The sequence below is a fragment of the Stenotrophomonas sp. SI-NJAU-1 genome (assembly GCF_020883215.1).
GTDB lineage: Bacteria > Pseudomonadota > Gammaproteobacteria > Xanthomonadales > Xanthomonadaceae > Stenotrophomonas > Stenotrophomonas indicatrix.
Map to the genome: position 1 here is coordinate 4,147,581 of NZ_CP086598.1, position 16,397 is coordinate 4,163,977.

The following is a 16,397-nucleotide window of genomic DNA, read 5'->3' on the forward strand; positions in this document are numbered from 1 at the left end:
CGAAGCACATGCCATAGCGGCGTAGTCGTCATTACCGGGCGGAATAAGTGTTTGTGACGCGCTTTGCACATCTGCAGATCGCCTCCGTCAACAGGTAGGGGGGTGTTCGTGGTGTTGCGTTTGGCTCGTTGCGATGGGGCAGATCCGCCCCGCCGTCCTGCCATGCCGATTCACAACAGAAGGATTCGTGTATGAAGCGACACACGCAACGCTCCGCGCCACCGCGCTCTGCGCGCCTGGCCCTGGCCACTGCCCTGGTACTGGGCAGCCTGGCCGTTACCGCCCAGGCGCAACAGGCCGACCCACTGGCGGGTATCCAGTGGCATCTGCTCAATACCGGGCAGACGGTGCCGGCCGATACGCTGCCGGTGGCCGGCAACGATCTCAACGTCGATGGCCTGTTCCGCAATGGCATCCGTGGCCAGGGCGTGGTGATCGGCATCGTCGATGACGGCCTGCAGATCGCCCACCCGGACCTGGCCGCGAACGTGGCGGCGGTAGCGGGCAAGAACTTCGCCAACGGCTCCAACAATCCCACGCCGTCCAATCCCGATGCCGACAACCACGGCACGATGGTGGGCGGCATCGCCGGTGCAGTGGGCGCCAACAACCTGGGCGTGCGTGGCGTGGCCCCGGCGGCAACGCTGAAGGGCTTCAACGTGCTGGCCTCCAATGCGCAGGGCAACCAGCAGAGCAACATCGAATACGCCTGGTGGGATGGCGCCGAGTCGGCCGATGTTCAGGTGTTCAACAACAGCTGGGGCGCTGGCCCGGGCAACCCCAACCTGCCCGTGGCCTACAGCCAGAACACGGTGAGTGCGTACGAGCAGGCACTGTCGGGCACGCGCGGTGGCCGCGGCGGCATCTACGTGAAGTCGGCCGGCAACAACTTCAACAACGCCTCGATCAGCCAGACCCAGGACGTCTGCACCACCGATACCAAGAACCGCAACACCGGCTGTGTGCCGGCTGGCCGCGATCCACGCAACAACCTGTTCAACGTGATCACCGTGGGTGCAGTGCGCGCCGATGGCGTGCGTTCGTCGTACTCGTCCACCGGTTCGGCACTGTGGGTGTCGGCCTTTGGTGGCGAGTACGGCCTGCAGGCGCAGTACGCCCCGAACCTGGTGGCACGTGCGTACGATCCGGCCATCGTCACCACCGACGTGACCGGCTGCACGCAGGGCAGCAACAAGAACACCAACCGCCAGAACACGCTGGACAGCAACCTGTCGGCGATCGACAGCACCTGCAACTACACCGCGAAGATGAACGGTACGTCGGCGTCGGCGCCGATGGTGTCGGGCGTGGCGGCGCTGGTGCTGGAGGCCAACCCGAACCTGTCCTACCGCGATGTGAAGTACATCCTCGCCACCACGGCCACCCGCAACCATCCGAACCAGCCGGCGGTGACGCTGGCCGACGGCCGCACGCTGGTGCCGGGCTGGACGGTGAATGCAGCCAACCGCGCTTACAGCAACTGGTACGGCTTCGGTGTGGTCAACGCGGCGCGCGCCGTGCAGGTCGCCGAGAACTTCCAGTCGTTGGGCCCGCTGCTGGATACGGGCTGGCGCACCACCACGCGCACGGTGGCCATCGGCAACACCTCCGCCGCCGCCGCGCGGTTGACCTTCCGGCTGGCCAATGGCGCACGCAACATCGAGTCGGTGCAGCTGGGCTTCCGGGTGAACCACAGCAATACCCGCCAGCTGCAGTTCGTGCTTGTTTCGCCCAGTGGTACGCGCAGCGTGGTGCAGCCAGCCTTCACCGCCATCGGTTCGGGTACCAATGGCGTGCAGCGCAACTTCACCAACTGGGATCTGCTGTCCAGCAATGCCTTCCTGGATGAAAGTGCCACCGGCACCTGGACGCTGGAAGTGACCGACATGGGGCAGGCCGCGAATGCTGCATCGCGCGGCAACCTCGAATTCTTCAAGATCCGCGTTCTGGGGCACTGATGATGAAAACGACCATTCTGTTGAGCACGCTCGCCTTCGCGGCGATGACCTCCCCTGCCTGGGCACAGAGCTCGGGGCAGACCCCACCGGCACGGAGCCTGTCCACCGTGGATGCGCAGGAGCTGAAAGCTTCGGCCACCGGCCGTTCGTTCGACGTGGGCGGCACGCGTTTCCAGCTGTCCCCGTCGACCACGGTGCAGCAGGCTGCGGGCGGCCAGTTCCGGATCACGCCGCAGGCAGCGGCCACCACGAGCTCGCGCAGCAAGCGTTCGCTGGATGGCGCGGCAGCAGCTGGCGCTGATGCCGGCGCCGGCAAGTTCGCCGCTGCGGTGTCCCACGATGGTGCGCCGGTGGTGGCGACCTCGCGGGTGAAGGTGTTCTTTACCGATGCGGCATCTGCACAGCGCGCGGCAAAGGCCACGGGCGGCACCGTGGTGAAGGTGTCCAGGGCTGCCGGTCTGGCCATCGTGGAATACCCGTCGGTGAACGCGGCGCTGGATGCGAGTACCCGGCTGCTGTCGACTGCGGGCGTGCGCGCAGCCGAGCCGGACGTGGTGCAGTGGGAAGAGAAGAAGTGATCTAGGGCGTTGCGTGGTGCCCCCGGCCGGTTGGCTCTCCTGGCCGGCCGGGGGATTGGCGAGCGGGAGGGCGTGCCGACCAACGGTCGGCACCCACCAGAATCCAATGGCACCCGCCAGATTCGTTCATTGCGTGTCGACCAAGGTCGACACCTGCCAGGACGATGCGTCGTTCAGCGTGCGGCGACGCTCGCGCTCTGCGGCAGCTTGCACGCCGCCAGCGCTTCACTGCCTGCGGCCGGATGTTCCGGCTCCAGCAGCAAGCGCTGCACGTCCGAGAACAGCTGCTCCACCGGCATGCCGTAGGGCGCGAACAGGCGCAGGCGGCCCTGTCGGTCGAACACGTAGCCGCCAGCGATGTGGCTCATCGTGTAGGTGTCCGGCAGCTGCCCGGGCTCTTTCTCGTAGAACGCCTTGAAGTCGCTGGCCATCGCCGAGAGCTGTGCCTCGTCACCGACCAGCGCCATCGCCTTCGGGTCGAACGCGTGCACATAGGTGTGCGCGACTTCGGGGGTATCGCGCGCCGGATCCACGCTGACGAATACCACCTGCAGCTGGTCGGCATCCTTGCCCATCAGGTGCTTGACCTGGCTCAGTTCGACCATGGTGGTCGGGCACACGTCCGGGCAGCTGGTGAAGCCGAAGAACAGGTAGGTCACCTGCCCCTGCAGGTCCTTCGGGCCACGCAGGGTGCCGGCGCTGTCAGGCATGGTCCAGTGCTGGCCCAGTTCCTCGCAGGCGATGTCCTTGGAATGGAAATCCATGCGCGACTGCGCGCTGCAGCCGGCCAGCAGGCCGAGTGCGAGGCCTGCGGCAAGCAGCGGCAGGCGCAGGGAACGAACAACGGAAGCAACAAGCATCACGGGTACCACCAACACGAGGTGGGCGCGGTCTCGGTCAGGCCTGCCCTGGGGGAAGAGAGGGCTGAGGTGCCAGGGCGATCGCGCACTCCTTGCCGATCGCCCCGGCCACGGTCAGTTGATCATCATGTGGTAGTGCATGCTCCAGATGATCCAGATCGACAACGCGACCACGATGAACAGGATCACCAGGGTGAACACGAAGCTGGCGAGGTTCCAGCCACCTTCGGACTTGCGGTCCATGTGCAGGAAGTACACCAGCTGCACCAGGATCTGCGCGACCGCGAAGCCGACCAGCAGGAACAGGGTGACCGGCCGCGACAGCACCGGGTTCATCACCAGCGCGAACGGCACCACCGTCAGCAACGCGCACAGCACGAAGCCGATCAGGTAGGACTTGGTGGAACCGTGCGCATTGCCGGCGCGCGAGGTTTCGACGTGGGCCATGTCAGAAGGCTCCGATCAGGTAGACGAAGGTGAAGACGCAGATCCACACCAGGTCCAGGAAGTGCCAGAACAGGCTCAGGCAGGAAACGCGCGTGATGTTGGTCGGGGTGAGGCCACGGCGATACACCTGGTGCATCACCACCGCCATCCAGATCAGGCCGCTGGCCACGTGCAGGCCGTGGGTGGCAACCAGAGCGAAGAACGCCGACAGGTAGGCACTGGTGCTGGGACCGGCACCTTCATGGATGAGGTGCGAGAACTCGTACAGCTCCATGCCGATGAACGAGGCGCCGAGCACGAAGGTCACGCCCAGCCAGCGCAGCACCGCCGCCTTGTCCAGGCGGTGCATGGCCAGCACGGCCTGGCCATAGGTGATGCTGGACACCAGCAGGATGAAGGTCTCGGCCATCACGAACGGCAGCGAGAACAGTTCCTTGCCGGTCGGGCCGCCGGCGTAGGCGGTGCTGAGCACCGCGTACGAGGCGAACAGCGAGCCGAACAGCACCAGGTCGGACATGAGGTACACCCACATGCCGAACACCTTCATGCCGCCCTGTTCGTGGGCGTGATCGTGCTCGTGATGGTCGTCGTGGACCAGCGCATCGCTGTCCAGTTGCGGACGGGTCAACAGGTTCATGCGCCTGCCTCCTGCAGCTTGGCGTGGTTGGCCGCTTCGGTACGCGCCACCTCTTCGGAGCTGACGTAGTAATCCACGTCCTCGTTGTAGGAGCGCGCGATCAGGGTGACGATCATCGCGATGAAGCTGGCACCGGCCATCCACCAGATGTGCCACACCAGGGCGAAGCACAGCACTAGGATCCAGACGTTGAGGATCAGCGGCACACCGGTGTTCTTCGGCATGTGGATCGGTGCGTACTTCTTCGGCGGCGGCGGCAGGCCGCGCTTCTTCGCTTCGTGGAAGGCGTCCAGCTCATCGGCCTTGGGCACCACGGCGAAGTTGTAGAACGGCGGCGGCGACGGCGTGGCCCATTCCAGCGTGCGTGCATTCCACGGGTCGCCGGTGAGGTCGAGGTTGCGCTTGCGGTCGCGCACGCTGACGTAGATCTGCACCAGCATCAGGATGATGCCCGCGAACACGAACAGCGCACCGATGAAGGCGGCGATCAGGTACGGCGTCCACGCCGGGTTGTCGTACTGGTTCATGCGCCGGGTCATGCCCATGAAGCCCAGCATGTACAGCGGCATGAAGGCCAGGTAGAAGCCGATCACCCAGCAGGCGAAGGACCACTTGCCCAGGCGCTCGTTGAGGGTGAATCCGAACACCTTCGGGAACCAGTAGACGAAGCCGGCCAGGTAGCCGAACAGCGCACCGCCGATGATGGTGTTGTGGAAGTGCGCGACCAGGAACAGGCTGTTGTGCAGCAGGAAGTCCGCGCCCGGGATGGCCAGCAGCACGCCGGTCATGCCACCGATGGTGAAGGTGACCAGGAAGGCGATGGTCCACAGCATCGGCACGCTGAACTCCACGCGGCCGCCGTACATGGTGAACAACCAGGTGAAGATCTTCACGCCGGTGGGGATGGCGATGATCATCGTCATGATGCCGAAGAAGGCATTGACGCTGGCACCGGAGCCCATGGTGAAGAAGTGGTGCAGCCAGACGATGAAGGACAGGATGCCGATCGCCAGGGTGGCGCCGACCATCGACTTGTAGCCGAACAGCTTCTTGCGCGAGAAGGTGGCGGTCACTTCAGAGAAGATGCCGAACGCCGGCAGCACCAGGATGTACACCTCCGGGTGGCCCCAGGCCCACACCAGGTTCACGTACATCATCGGGTTGCCACCCAACGTGTTGGTGTAGAAGTTGAAGTCCAGGTAGCGGTCCAGGGTGAGCGCACCCAGGGCTACGGTCAGGATCGGGAAGGCGGCGATGATGATCACGCTGGTGACCAGCACGGTCCAGGTGAACACCGGCATCTTCATCAACGTCATGCCCGGCGCACGCATGCGCAGGATGGTGATGAACAGGTTGACGCCGGTCAGCAGGGTACCGATGCCGGAGGCCTGCAACGCCCAGATGTAGTAATCGACACCGACCCCGGGACTGAACTCGATGCCCGACAGCGGCGGATAGGCGACCCAGCCGGTCATCGCGAATTCGCCAACACCCAGCGAGATCATCATCAGCGCAGCGCCGACCACGAAGATCCAGAAGCTGAAAGCGTTGAGGAACGGGAACGCCATGTCGCGCGCACCGATCTGCAGCGGCACGATGATGTTCATCAGGCCGACCACGAACGGGGTGGCCACGAAGAAGATCATGATCACGCCGTGCGCGGTGAATATCTGGTCGTAGTGTTCCGGTGGCAGGAAGCCATCGCTGCCCGGCCCGGCCGCCGCCAGCTGTGCGCGCATCATCAGTGCATCGGCGAAGCCGCGCACCAGCATGACCAGCGCGACGACCACGTACATGATGCCGATCTTCTTGTGGTCCACCGTGGTGAACCAGTCGCGCCAGAGCACGCCCCACAGCTTGAAATAGCTCACCGCGCCGAGCAGCGCGAGGCCGCCCAGCACCATGGCCGCCAACGTGACCACGACGATCGGCTCGTGCAGCGGCACGGCCTCCCACGTCAATTTACCCAACATGTTCATTACTCCTGGGAAACCTGGGCACCGCCGGCAGCGCCCGCCGGGGTTGCAGCAGCGGTGTTCTCACCAACGCCGATGAACTGGTCGATGACCTTCTTGAACAGCAGCGGTTCGACGCTGGAGAAGTGCTGCACCGGCGCGTTCTTCGACGGCGCGGCCAGCGCCTTGAACTGCTCGAAGCTGAGCGCATCCGGCGCGCTGCGCACCTCGGCCACCCAGCGATCGAAGTCTTCGTTGCTGCTGGCGGTGGCGATGAACTTCATGTTCGAGAAGCCATGGCCGCTGTAGTTGCCGGACATGCCACGGAACTGGCCGGGCTCGTTGGCGATCAGGTGCAGCTGCGTGCGCATGCCGGCCATCGCGTAGATCTGTCCACCCAGCTGCGGGATGAAGAAGGTGTTCATCGTCGAGTTGGAGGTGATGTTGAACGCCAGCGCGCGGTTGGCCGGGAAGTTGAGCTGGTTGACGGTGGCGATGCCCAGGTCCGGGTACACGAACACCCACTTCCAGTCGGTGGCGATCACGTCCACGTGCAGCGGTTCGCCGGCCACGTCCAGCGGCTTGTACGGATCGAGCTCGTGGGTGGACTTCCACACGATCACCGCCAGCACCGCGATGATCAGCAACGGCACGCCCCAGACCACCACTTCCACCTTGGTGGAGTGCGACCAGTCCGGCGTGTACTTCGCCTTGGTATTGCCGGCGCGGAAGCGCCAGGCGAACACGAAGGTCAGCACGATGGCCGGCACGACGACGATCAGCATCAGGCCGATGCAGATCAGGATCAGGTCGCGCTGTGCGATCCCGACCATGCCCTTCGAATCCAGCAGCACCCAATCGCAGCCCGTCAGGGCGATGCAGGCCAGGGCGACCAGCGCCAGGCGGATGCGGTTCCAGCAGATATTCATTGGTGGTCAACCCTGTTGAAGATGCGCGCTTGACCGGCTCGCCTGCGCGCAGCGCCCGGGCGTGGAGCGGCTACACTGTGGGTACGAGGTCGCCTACAAACAGGCGAGCCACTCCAATCAAGCCCATACAAGATACAGCATTGTATGGACTTGTGCATCTGCACGTATGGAAAAATCCGACCGATGACGCCTCCTGCTGCCGGCCGCCGCCTGAAACACCCCAACCGGACCTGGGTCCGCCCGTTCCGTGAGGGCGCAGGACCGCTGTACCTGCAGATCGCCCAGCAGGTGCGTGAGGCGGTGGACGATGGCGTGCTGCGGCCGGGCGATCGCCTGCCGCCGCAGCGCGACCTGGCCCAGCAGGTGGGGGTGGACCTGACCACGGTCACCCGCGCCTTCGCCGAACTGCGCCAGGCCGGCCTGCTGGACGCGCAGGGCGCGGGCGGCACCTTCATTGCGATGTCCGCCGGCAACCGCAGCACCTCGGTCGACCTGAGCATGAACATCCCGCCGCTGCTGGGCAGCGCGCCGTTCGCACAGGGCATGGAGGCCGGGTTCCAGCACCTGGGCCAGCAGCTGGGCCAGGGCGAGCTGATGAGCTACCACGTCGGTGCCGGCAGCCGCGACGACCGCGCTGCGGCCGTGCAATGGCTGGCGCCGGTGCTCGGCCCGGTGGGCGCCGAGCGGGTGGTGATCTGCCCCGGCGCACAGACTGCGCTGTGCGCACTGATCCTGGCCCGCACCCAGCCGGGCGAACTGATCGCTGCCGAGCAACTGACCTATCCGGGCCTGCTGGCCGCTGCGCGCGTGCTGCAGCGGGGCGTGGTGCCTGTGGCGATGGACGCCGAGGGCATGCTGCCCGATGCCCTGGACGAAGCCTGCCAGCAGCGCCGGCCGCGCCTGCTGTACCTGGTGCCGACCATCCAGAACCCGACCACGGCGACGATGTCGGCGCAGCGCCGGCAGGCCCTGCTGGCGGTGGCACGGCGGCACGAACTGACCGTGGTCGAGGACGATCCCTACTGGCTGCTGGCCGGCGATGCCGCCCCGCCGCTGGCCGCGCTGGCCGACGGTGGCTGCCCGGTCTACTACATCTCCACCCTGTCCAAGTGCCTGGCCCCCGGCCTGCGCACGGCCTACCTGGTAGTGCCGGGCGGCGAGCCGATGGAGCCGGTGCTGGACGCCCTGCGTGCGATCGCGCTGATGCCCACCCAGTCGATGGTGGCCGTGGCCTCGCACTGGATCCGCACCGGCCAGGCGCAGGCGATGGTGCAGCGCTTCCAGCAGGAACTGCGCGAGCGCCAGGCCATTGCTGCCCGCTACCTGCCCGCCCGCCGCCAAGCCCACCCGGCCGGCCTGCATGTGTGGCTGCCGTTGCCGCCGCGGCTGGACCAGTACCGGCTGATCCAGGCGGCACAGGAACAGGGCCTGGGCATTGCCAGCTCCGATGCCTTCAGCGTGGAGGAACCGCCACCGGGCAACGCCATTCGCCTGTCGCTGGGCGGTGCGGTGGACCAGGAGGCACTGGCCGGTGCGCTGGCCAAGCTGAACGAGATCCTGTCCGAGGCGCCCGACGCGCGGCATTCGGCGATCGTCTGAGCCATCCCGTGGGCCATGCCCATACAAGATGATATCTTGTATGCAATGTATGGACCGAGGATGTGCCGCAGATGGCCGCCGACAAACTGAAGTTCCACCTGGTGATGGCCGGCTGCGGCGGGTTCGTCGTGCTGATGCTGGCCGCCCTGGCCTGGGTCTGCCTGCAACCGCAGACCGTGGATGTGCAGGCCGCCGAGCGCCACGCCATTGAACAGTGCCTGCACCGCAGCGAGGACGCGGCGCGCAGCGAGATTCAACGCCGCGCCCAGGCCGACTCCTGCCGCGAGATGCGCAAGCAGTACGTGCACAAGTTCGGCGCGGACGGCTCCTGATGGGCGCAGCCGCGCCGCGCCCACGCCGTTCGATGCTGCCGGTGATGATCGCCCTCGCCTGCCTGTTCATGGCCGGCGTGGCGGCGGCACTGTGGCAGTACTTCGGCTATGGCGAGCAGTCCACGTTTGCCGAACAGGCCATCGTCTTCGATGACTCGCAGCTGCGGTTGCCGGCGGAACTGGCCGGCGACACCGGCCGCATCCGCGTGGTGCATTTCTGGGACCCGGCCTGCAGCGTGTGCAACCGCGAAACCGGTGCGCACCTGAGCTACCTGATCAGCATGTATCGCCGCGCCGGCATCGACTTCTATGCCATCCGCCGCCCCGGCACCCAGGGTGAACTGCCCGAGCCGCTGCGCAGCAAGGTGATCCCCCTGCCGACCATCGACGGCATCGGGAACATTCCGGCCAGCCCGGCGGTGGCGATCTGGGACCGCCAGGGCCACCTGGCCTATGCCGGCCCTTACAGCATCGGCATGGTCTGCAATTCGGCCAACAGCTTCGTCGAACCGTTGCTGGACAAACTGGTGCGCGGGGAAACCGTGCGCCCGAAAGGACTGCTTGCCGTGGGCTGCTACTGCCCCTGGCAGGCCCAGCGCTGAGGACGCGCGATGACATCACCGACGCTGGCCGGCGCAGCCGCCACAAACAACAACGGCGGTCACCTGTCCGAACCGACCGATGGTTATGGACAGGCTCCCGCCGTTGGAAGCAACGATACGCCCCGACATCCTCCGTACATGCCGCGACCCGATGTCGCAGGGCCTGGCATTGCAGGGCTGGGCTGGGTGCAGGACGTGCACGTGCACAGCGGCCCGATCTACCTGCGCATCGTCAACACGCTGGAACGCACCATCAATCGCGGTGGCCTTGCCCCCGGGCAACGGCTGCCCTCGCAGCGCGCGTTGGCGCAGCAGCTCGGCGTGGATCTGACCACGGTGACCCGCGCCTTCGATGAAGCACGCAAGCGTGGACTGATCGAAGCACGCGGGCCACAGGGCAGCTTCATCGCGCCGCCCAAGGCGGGCTTTGACCAGGCCGTCGATCTCAGCATGAACGTGCCACCGGTACCCGACGCCGATGCACTGGCGGAAATGCTGCGTCGAGGCGCCGCGGCGGTGCTTGCGCGCAGCAATGCGCCGAACCTGATGACCTATCACCTGGGCGGTGGCAACCCGACCGACCGCCACGCGGCGGCGCGCTGGCTGCAGCCGATGCTGGGCACGGTGGACGACGCACGCCTGCTGCTGACCGAAGGCGCGCAGGTGGCGCTGGCGGCGATCCTGCTCAGCCAGGGGCGCGAGGGCGATGCGATCCTCTGCGACCGGTTGGTGTATCCGGGTCTGCTGCAGGCGGCCGCCGCACTGGGACGGCGGCTGGTCACGGTGGAGGGCGACGAACACGGCATGTGCCCGGAGGCGCTGGCCCGCCGGGCGCGGGAATATGGCGCGCGATTGGTCTACCTCAACCCCACCTGCCAGAACCCGACGGCACTGACCGTGCCCACCACGCGGCGCGAAGCGCTGGCGCGGGTGCTGGAGCGCGAAGGCCTGCTGGCGATCGAGGACGATCCGTACTGGCACCTGGCCGTCACCGCGCCCATTCCGCTGGCGACGCTGGCACCGCGACACGTGTTCCATGTGGCCACGCTTTCAAAGGTGATCAGCCCTGGCCTGCGTACCGCGTTCGTGCAATGCCCGGGCGCCGCCCATGCCGAGGCGATGGCCACCGCACTGCGTGCCACGCGGTTGATGGGTCATCCGCTGGTATCCGCGCTGGCCAGCCAGCTGCTGCTGGATGGCTCGGCGCAGGCGCTGCTGGCGCAGGTACGCGAGGAAGCGCGCGAGCGCACGCGGATGGCGCGGTATCTGCTGGCGCCCTCGTTGCTGGAGCGCGCCGATGGGCTGCATGCGTGGTGCCGGGTGCCAGCGCCTTGGACCGACGCCACGCTGGTGCGTACGGCGCAGCTGCAGGGCCTGGCGATCGCGCCTTCATCGGCGTTCTGTCCGCCGGGCGCGCCATTCGCGAGCGGGGTGCGGCTGTCGTTGGGATTGGCTGCGGACCGGCGGCAACTGGAAAACGCGCTGCGGCGGATCGATCGGTTGCTGTTGTCCGATGCGTTGCCGGCGATTGACCGCTAGTGGAAGGACATCCACGCATGGCGTGGATCTACTGGTCCCGTTCCGTTCACGCCATGCGTGGATGGGTGTTGCGCCTGGTAGTGCCGGCCGCTGGCCGGCAACATGCACACTACGGTCATGAGGTTGTCGGCCAGCGGCCGGCACTACCCCAGCGCGGCCAACGCCTGCACCAGCGCATCCATCTGCGCGGGGCGGGTGAACACCGATGGTGTCACCCGCACACAGGCGCCGGAGTCCAGGCCATCGCGATGGGTGGTGAATATCCGGTGTTCATCCAGCAGCCGTTTCTGCAGCGCCAGGTTGTCTTCCACCGAGGCATGGCCACGCAGGCGGAAGCTGGCCAATGCACTGGCCAACGCCGGATCCGGCGAAGACAGCACCTCGATATGCGCCATCTGCCGCGCCGCCACCGTCCAACGCTCACGCAGGTAGCGCAGCCGCGCCTGCTTGTTCGCTGCGCCGATGCGCTGATGCAGCGCGATGGCCTCCGGCAGCGCCAGATAGGCGGCGAAGTTGACCGTGCCGGTGTGCACGCGACTGCCCACGCGGCCGTCGTCGGTCTCACCCATGTACGGATCCAGGTCGGCCACGCGTCCTTTGCGCACGTACATCGCGCCCACGCCCACCGGTGCGCCGATCCACTTGTGCAGGTTGATGCCAACGAAATCGGCCTTCAGGTCCGGCACCGCGTAGTCGATCTGGCCAAAGCCATGTGCGGCATCGACAATCACATCGATGCCGCGCGCCCGCGCACGCTCGGCGAGCTCGGCCACCGGCAGCACCAGCCCATGGCGGTGGCTGACCTGGGTCAGCAGTACCAGTTTCAGGCGCGGCAGGCGCGCGAACGCCTCATCGTAGGCCTGCAGGATCTGCTCATGGGTGGGCACCACCGGCAGTGCGATGCGCTCGACCTGCACGCCACGACGCAGCTGCAGCCAGCGCATCGCGTTGATCATGCTGTCGTAGTCGATGTCGGCGTACAGCACCTGGTCGCCCGCGGCCAACCGGTTGTAGCCGCCGATCAGCACGAGCATCGCTTCGGTGGCGCCACGGGTCAGCGCGATCTCGTCGGCGCCGACGCCAAGCATGTCGGCCACCTGCCGATGCACGGCCAGGTACTGCGCCGGGAACGCGTGGCGACCGTACCAGGCATTGCCCCGGTTCACTTCGGCGGTATGCCGCTGGTAGCTGGCCAGGGTCTGCTTGCCCATCGCGCCCCAGTAGCCGTTCTCCAGGTGGTTCACTTCATCGGTGATGTCGAAGTGGCTGGCGACGGCGGACCAGTACGTCTCGTCACGGGCCAGCACATCCGGCGTCGTGGAAGGTGCAGAAATGTCCATCGGCACAGCGTAGCGCGCGGCTGCCGGAGCAGCCAGCGCGGCAAGCGCCGCACTGGCCGGCAGCAGCGCGCCGGCACGCAGCAGGGAACGGCGGCGGCTGTCCATCAGAAGGTCAGCCGGTACTGCGCGTACACGTTGGCACCATCGGTGTCGTACGGCGCGTTGCGCGAATAGATCAGGCCACGGCTGGCCTGGAACGTGGCTTCGTCCGGGTAGCGGTCGAACACGTTGTCGGCACCCACGCGCAGGCTGTGGTGTTCGTTGATGCGATAGCCCACGGCCAGGTCGAGGAAGGTCATCGCACCGAACTGCTGGTAGATGTCGCCGGTGGCATTGCCCGTAGAGTCGGTCCACTTGCCGTAATAGCGCACGCGTGCCATCAACGACCACGCGCCGATGTCCCAGCTGCCGGTGAAGCTGCCCTTGTGCTCGGGCAGGCGGTCTTCGAACAGCACGCGCTGGGTTTCGTTGGTGGCCACCGAGGTGCTGCCGTTATCGACGCGGGTCTGGTTGTAGTTGTATGCCAGGGTCAGCGTCATCCGCCCTGCGCCGAGGTCGCGCAGGTAGTTGCCGACCACATCCACGCCGGTGGTGGTGGTGTCGAAATCGTTGGTGAAGTAGTTCACCGAGGTATAGCCCAGCGGGTTCGGTGTGCCGGCCGGAATGGCGAAGCTGGCCGACTGGCTGAAGCGGTCGCTGAGCGTGATCCGGTAGACATCGACCGACCCGGACAGGCCCAGCTCGGTGCGCCAGGTCAGGCCCAGCGAGGCCGTGCGCGATTCTTCCGGGGTCAGCGGCTTGGCACCCAGCAGCTGCGCCAACGGATCGCTGGGCGACAGGCGGCCGCTGGTGAAGATCTGCAGCGTGCGCGTGTCCAGGCCCTGGGTGGTGCTGGTGGTGTTGAGCTGGGCCGGCGTGGGCGCGCGGAAGCCGGTGGAGAGCGTGCCGCGCAGCGCCACGTCCGGGGTGATCGCAAAACGTGCCGACAGCTTGCCATCCACCGTGCTGCCGAAGCTGGAGAAGTCTTCATAGCGACCGGCCGCGCCGATGCTCCAGCGCTCGCCCAGCGGCATTTCCATGTCCACGTAGGCGGCCTTGCTGCGCTGGCTCCACTGCCCGGCCTGGCTGGCCGAGAAGCCCGGCGCGCCGTTGGAATTGGCTTCCAGGCCCGCCGCAGCGCCACGGCCGACCGCATACGAGGCCGGGTCGCCGGCGCGCACCTGGTAGGTCTCCTGGCGGAACTCGGCACCGAAGGCGACGTTGACCGGTTTCGACAGCGCAGCCACGTCCCATTCGTAGTTGAAGTCCGCATTGGCGTTCTTCTCGGTCTGGGTCAGCCGGCCGAGGTCGAAGGAGGTCGGGCTGTCCGGGCCCAGCGAGGCGTTGATGGAGTTGTCCAGGCTGTAGTCGATGGCATTGCGGCCATACGAGGCGCTCAGGTCCCAGCGCAGCCTGGGGGTGATCTCACCCCGCAGGCCCGCGACCAGCTGCAGGTCGTTCTGGGTGTTGCCGTACTGCGGGCTGAAGCCCACCGGATACAGCGAGCGCAGGTTCCAGCCCGGGAAGATGCTGGTCGTACGGTACGCACCGGTGGTGGTATCGGGGTTGCGCCAGTTGAAATCGCTGACGCCGTCGCTGTGGCTGTACAGGCCGAAGGCATACAACTCCAGGGTGTCGCTGGCATTGGCCTTCAGGTTGAAGCCCACGCGGCGGCTTTCCAGCTCCGGCTGGCCCCAGCGCTGCACCGGGTTGGGCACGTCCAGTTCGGGATGCGCGGCCTGGAAGGCGATGGCGTCGGGACGCTGGCGCGTGCGTGAGGTCGCATCGGAGTTGGACGATTCGGCGAACAGGGCGAGGCTGCCGTAGTCGCCCAGCGCCCAGCCGGTGCGCGCACTGAAGTCGCGCGAGCCGCCATCGCCCTGCGCGTACTGCGAATAGCCCGCAGTGATCTCGGTGCCCGGGCTGTCCTCCAGGATGATGTTGATGACACCGGCGATGGCATCCGAGCCGTACTGCGCCGACGCGCCATCGCGCAGCACTTCGATGCGCTTGATGGCGCTGGTCGGAATCTGCGCCAGGTCGGCGGCCTGTGCGCCGCGGTTGCCAAGCAAGGCACTGCGATGGAAGCGGCGGCCGTTGACCAGCACCAGCGTCTGGTCCGGCGACAGGCCACGCAGCGTAGCTGGGCGTACGAACACCTGGCCATCGGCCATCGGCAGGCGCTGCACCACGAACGAAGGCACCAGCTGCGCCAGCACGTCCTTCAGGTCGGTGGAGTCGACCGACTGGATGTCCTGCTTGGTGAACACGTCCACCGGCGCCAGGGTTTCAAACTGGGTGCGGTTGGAGGCACGGGTACCGGTGACCAGCATCGCATCGAGCTGGGTGGGCGCAGCGGCGTTGCCACTGCTGCTGGTGCCTGCCGTTCCGGCCTCTGCAGCGATCGCGCCTCCTGCGCTGACCAGACCAAGGGCGAGGAGGATGGAACGCGACAGCTTCGAACGATGCACGGCAGGACTCCGGGAAGGCACGACAGGGCCAGGTGGGCCCTGGACAAGGCGCGCAGTCTCGGGACGGAATGTGAAGCAGCGATGACGTGGAGACGACAGTTGACGCCGGCAGGCACGGCCGGAAGTGCGCGGGCAAGGGCGGGTTCCCGTCAGGGCTAAGGCCTGCGCTTTGCAGCAGTGCTGCAGAATCGATGTCCCGCCACCGCAAGAACTGCTAAGCGCCCCACCCCGTCGATCCGGTACGCTGCCCGGCATTCGAACGGGGGACAGCGCGATGAGCGCAGCCGGCAAAGCGTTGTGGTACATCGAAAGCCATGCCGACAAGCCGCTGGCGCTGGCCGACATCGCGGCAGCCGCCGGACTGTCGCCCTTCCACCTGTCACGCCTGTTCCAGGCCCGCACCGGCACCTCGGTGGTGCGTTACCTGCGCGGACGCCGCCTGACCGCCGCCGCGCAACAGCTGGCCAACGGTGCCGGCGACATCCTGCAGGTGGCGTTGGCAGCCGGTTACAGCACGCATGCCGCGTTCACCCGTGCCTTCTGCGAGCAGTTCGGGCAGACCCCGGAGCGCGTGCGCGAGCGGGGCCTGCAGGAACTGGCACTGGTGCACGCGATCCGCCTCGACGACGCGCCACAGGCCAGCACCGAGGCGCCCAGGCTGATCGACTGCACGCCCTTCCAGGTGGCCGGCATCGGCATGCGGCACAGTCGCGACAGCGGCGGTGCGATTCCCGGGCAGTGGGCACAGCTCAACCGCGAGTGGCCAACACCGGCGCCGGTCAGTTTCGGTGTGTGCTGCAACAGCGATGACGAGGGTGGCTTCGACTACATCGCAGCGTTGCCGGTGAACGCACTGCCATCGGTGCCTGCACACTGGCAGCGGGTGGATGTGCCTGCGCGCCGTTACCTGGTGGCCTGGCATGGCGGCCATATCTCCACCGTCCGCTCGACCTGGTTCTGGCTGCTGGACCAGTACCTGCCGGCAAGCGACCTCCACCTGGCCAACGCGCCGGATCTTGAACGCTACGACACCCGCTTCGACGAGCATACCGGCCATGGCGGCGTGGAGATCTGGCTGCCGGTCGATCACCGTCCTGACTGACCCGGAGAA

General features: G+C 66.8%; 14 protein-coding genes. 7 read left to right on the forward strand and 7 right to left on the reverse strand.

Annotated elements, in window-relative coordinates; translation table 11 throughout:
• The first annotated feature begins 191 nt into the window (after positions 1-191).
• Both LMF57_RS18885 and LMF57_RS18890 read left to right on the forward strand, forming a co-directional pair.
• Positions 192-1,958 (forward strand): S8 family serine peptidase, encoded by a 1,767-nt coding sequence (locus LMF57_RS18885; RefSeq protein WP_229290398.1) that lies wholly within the window; start codon positions 192-194, stop codon positions 1,956-1,958.
• A complete protein-coding gene (locus LMF57_RS18890; RefSeq protein ID WP_117311645.1) occupies positions 1,958-2,536 on the forward strand; it encodes a DNA breaking-rejoining protein in 579 nt (192 codons plus the stop codon). The genes LMF57_RS18885 and LMF57_RS18890 overlap by 1 nt, the downstream gene beginning before the upstream one ends.
• A gap of 173 nt (positions 2,537-2,709) precedes the next feature.
• Here the strand turns inward: LMF57_RS18890 and LMF57_RS18895 are convergent, their stop codons facing one another.
• The 5 genes from LMF57_RS18895 to cyoA form a co-directional block, all read right to left on the reverse strand.
• Positions 2,710-3,396 (reverse strand): SCO family protein, encoded by a 687-nt coding sequence (locus LMF57_RS18895; protein ID WP_229290400.1) that lies wholly within the window; start codon positions 3,394-3,396, stop codon positions 2,710-2,712.
• A gap of 114 nt (positions 3,397-3,510) precedes the next feature.
• Entirely contained in the window at positions 3,511-3,843 is a 333-nt protein-coding gene (gene cyoD / locus LMF57_RS18900) for a cytochrome o ubiquinol oxidase subunit IV (RefSeq protein ID WP_025877422.1), read from the reverse strand.
• 1 nt (position 3,844) lies between these two features.
• A complete protein-coding gene (gene cyoC / locus LMF57_RS18905) occupies positions 3,845-4,480 on the reverse strand; it encodes a cytochrome o ubiquinol oxidase subunit III (RefSeq protein ID WP_080149637.1) in 636 nt (211 codons plus the stop codon).
• Positions 4,477-6,453, reverse strand: coding sequence for a cytochrome o ubiquinol oxidase subunit I (cyoB, locus tag LMF57_RS18910; RefSeq protein ID WP_105165057.1), 1,977 nt, complete (start codon positions 6,451-6,453; stop codon positions 4,477-4,479). Before cyoB ends, cyoC begins: the two co-directional genes overlap by 4 nt.
• A gap of 5 nt (positions 6,454-6,458) precedes the next feature.
• A complete protein-coding gene (cyoA, locus tag LMF57_RS18915; protein WP_025877429.1) occupies positions 6,459-7,364 on the reverse strand; it encodes a ubiquinol oxidase subunit II in 906 nt (301 codons plus the stop codon).
• Between the two features lie 183 nt (positions 7,365-7,547).
• Here cyoA and LMF57_RS18920 point away from each other — a divergent pair, with 183 nt between their 5' ends.
• The 4 genes from LMF57_RS18920 (at position 7,548) to LMF57_RS18935 (ending at position 11,436) form a co-directional block, all read left to right on the forward strand.
• Positions 7,548-8,963 (forward strand): PLP-dependent aminotransferase family protein, encoded by a 1,416-nt coding sequence (locus tag LMF57_RS18920; RefSeq protein WP_025877430.1) that lies wholly within the window; start codon positions 7,548-7,550, stop codon positions 8,961-8,963.
• A 71-nt stretch (positions 8,964-9,034) separates the two neighbouring features.
• Entirely contained in the window at positions 9,035-9,295 is a 261-nt protein-coding gene (locus LMF57_RS18925) for a hypothetical protein (RefSeq protein WP_032976966.1), read from the forward strand.
• On the forward strand, positions 9,295-9,897 hold the full coding sequence (locus tag LMF57_RS18930; protein ID WP_033832450.1) for a DUF6436 domain-containing protein: 603 nt from the start codon (positions 9,295-9,297) through the stop codon (positions 9,895-9,897). The genes LMF57_RS18925 and LMF57_RS18930 overlap by 1 nt, the downstream gene beginning before the upstream one ends.
• A 9-nt stretch (positions 9,898-9,906) precedes the next feature.
• Positions 9,907-11,436, forward strand: a complete 1,530-nt coding sequence (locus LMF57_RS18935) for a PLP-dependent aminotransferase family protein (protein ID WP_229290401.1) — start codon at positions 9,907-9,909, stop codon at positions 11,434-11,436.
• A 143-nt stretch (positions 11,437-11,579) separates the two neighbouring features.
• Here LMF57_RS18935 and LMF57_RS18940 read toward each other — a convergent pair whose 3' ends face one another.
• Together LMF57_RS18940 and LMF57_RS18945 are read right to left on the reverse strand one after the other, a co-directional pair.
• Positions 11,580-12,881: an aminotransferase class V-fold PLP-dependent enzyme gene (locus LMF57_RS18940; protein WP_229290402.1), complete on the reverse strand. Its 1,302-nt coding sequence runs from the start codon at positions 12,879-12,881 to the stop codon at positions 11,580-11,582.
• Positions 12,881-15,286, reverse strand: a complete 2,406-nt coding sequence (locus LMF57_RS18945; RefSeq protein WP_229290403.1) for a TonB-dependent receptor — start codon at positions 15,284-15,286, stop codon at positions 12,881-12,883. The genes LMF57_RS18940 and LMF57_RS18945 overlap by 1 nt, the downstream gene beginning before the upstream one ends.
• Positions 15,287-15,560: 274 nt before the next feature.
• Between LMF57_RS18945 and LMF57_RS18950 the strand changes: the two genes are divergently transcribed.
• Positions 15,561-16,388: an AraC family transcriptional regulator gene (locus tag LMF57_RS18950; RefSeq protein ID WP_208082282.1), complete on the forward strand. Its 828-nt coding sequence runs from the start codon at positions 15,561-15,563 to the stop codon at positions 16,386-16,388.
• Positions 16,389-16,397 lie beyond the last annotated feature (9 nt).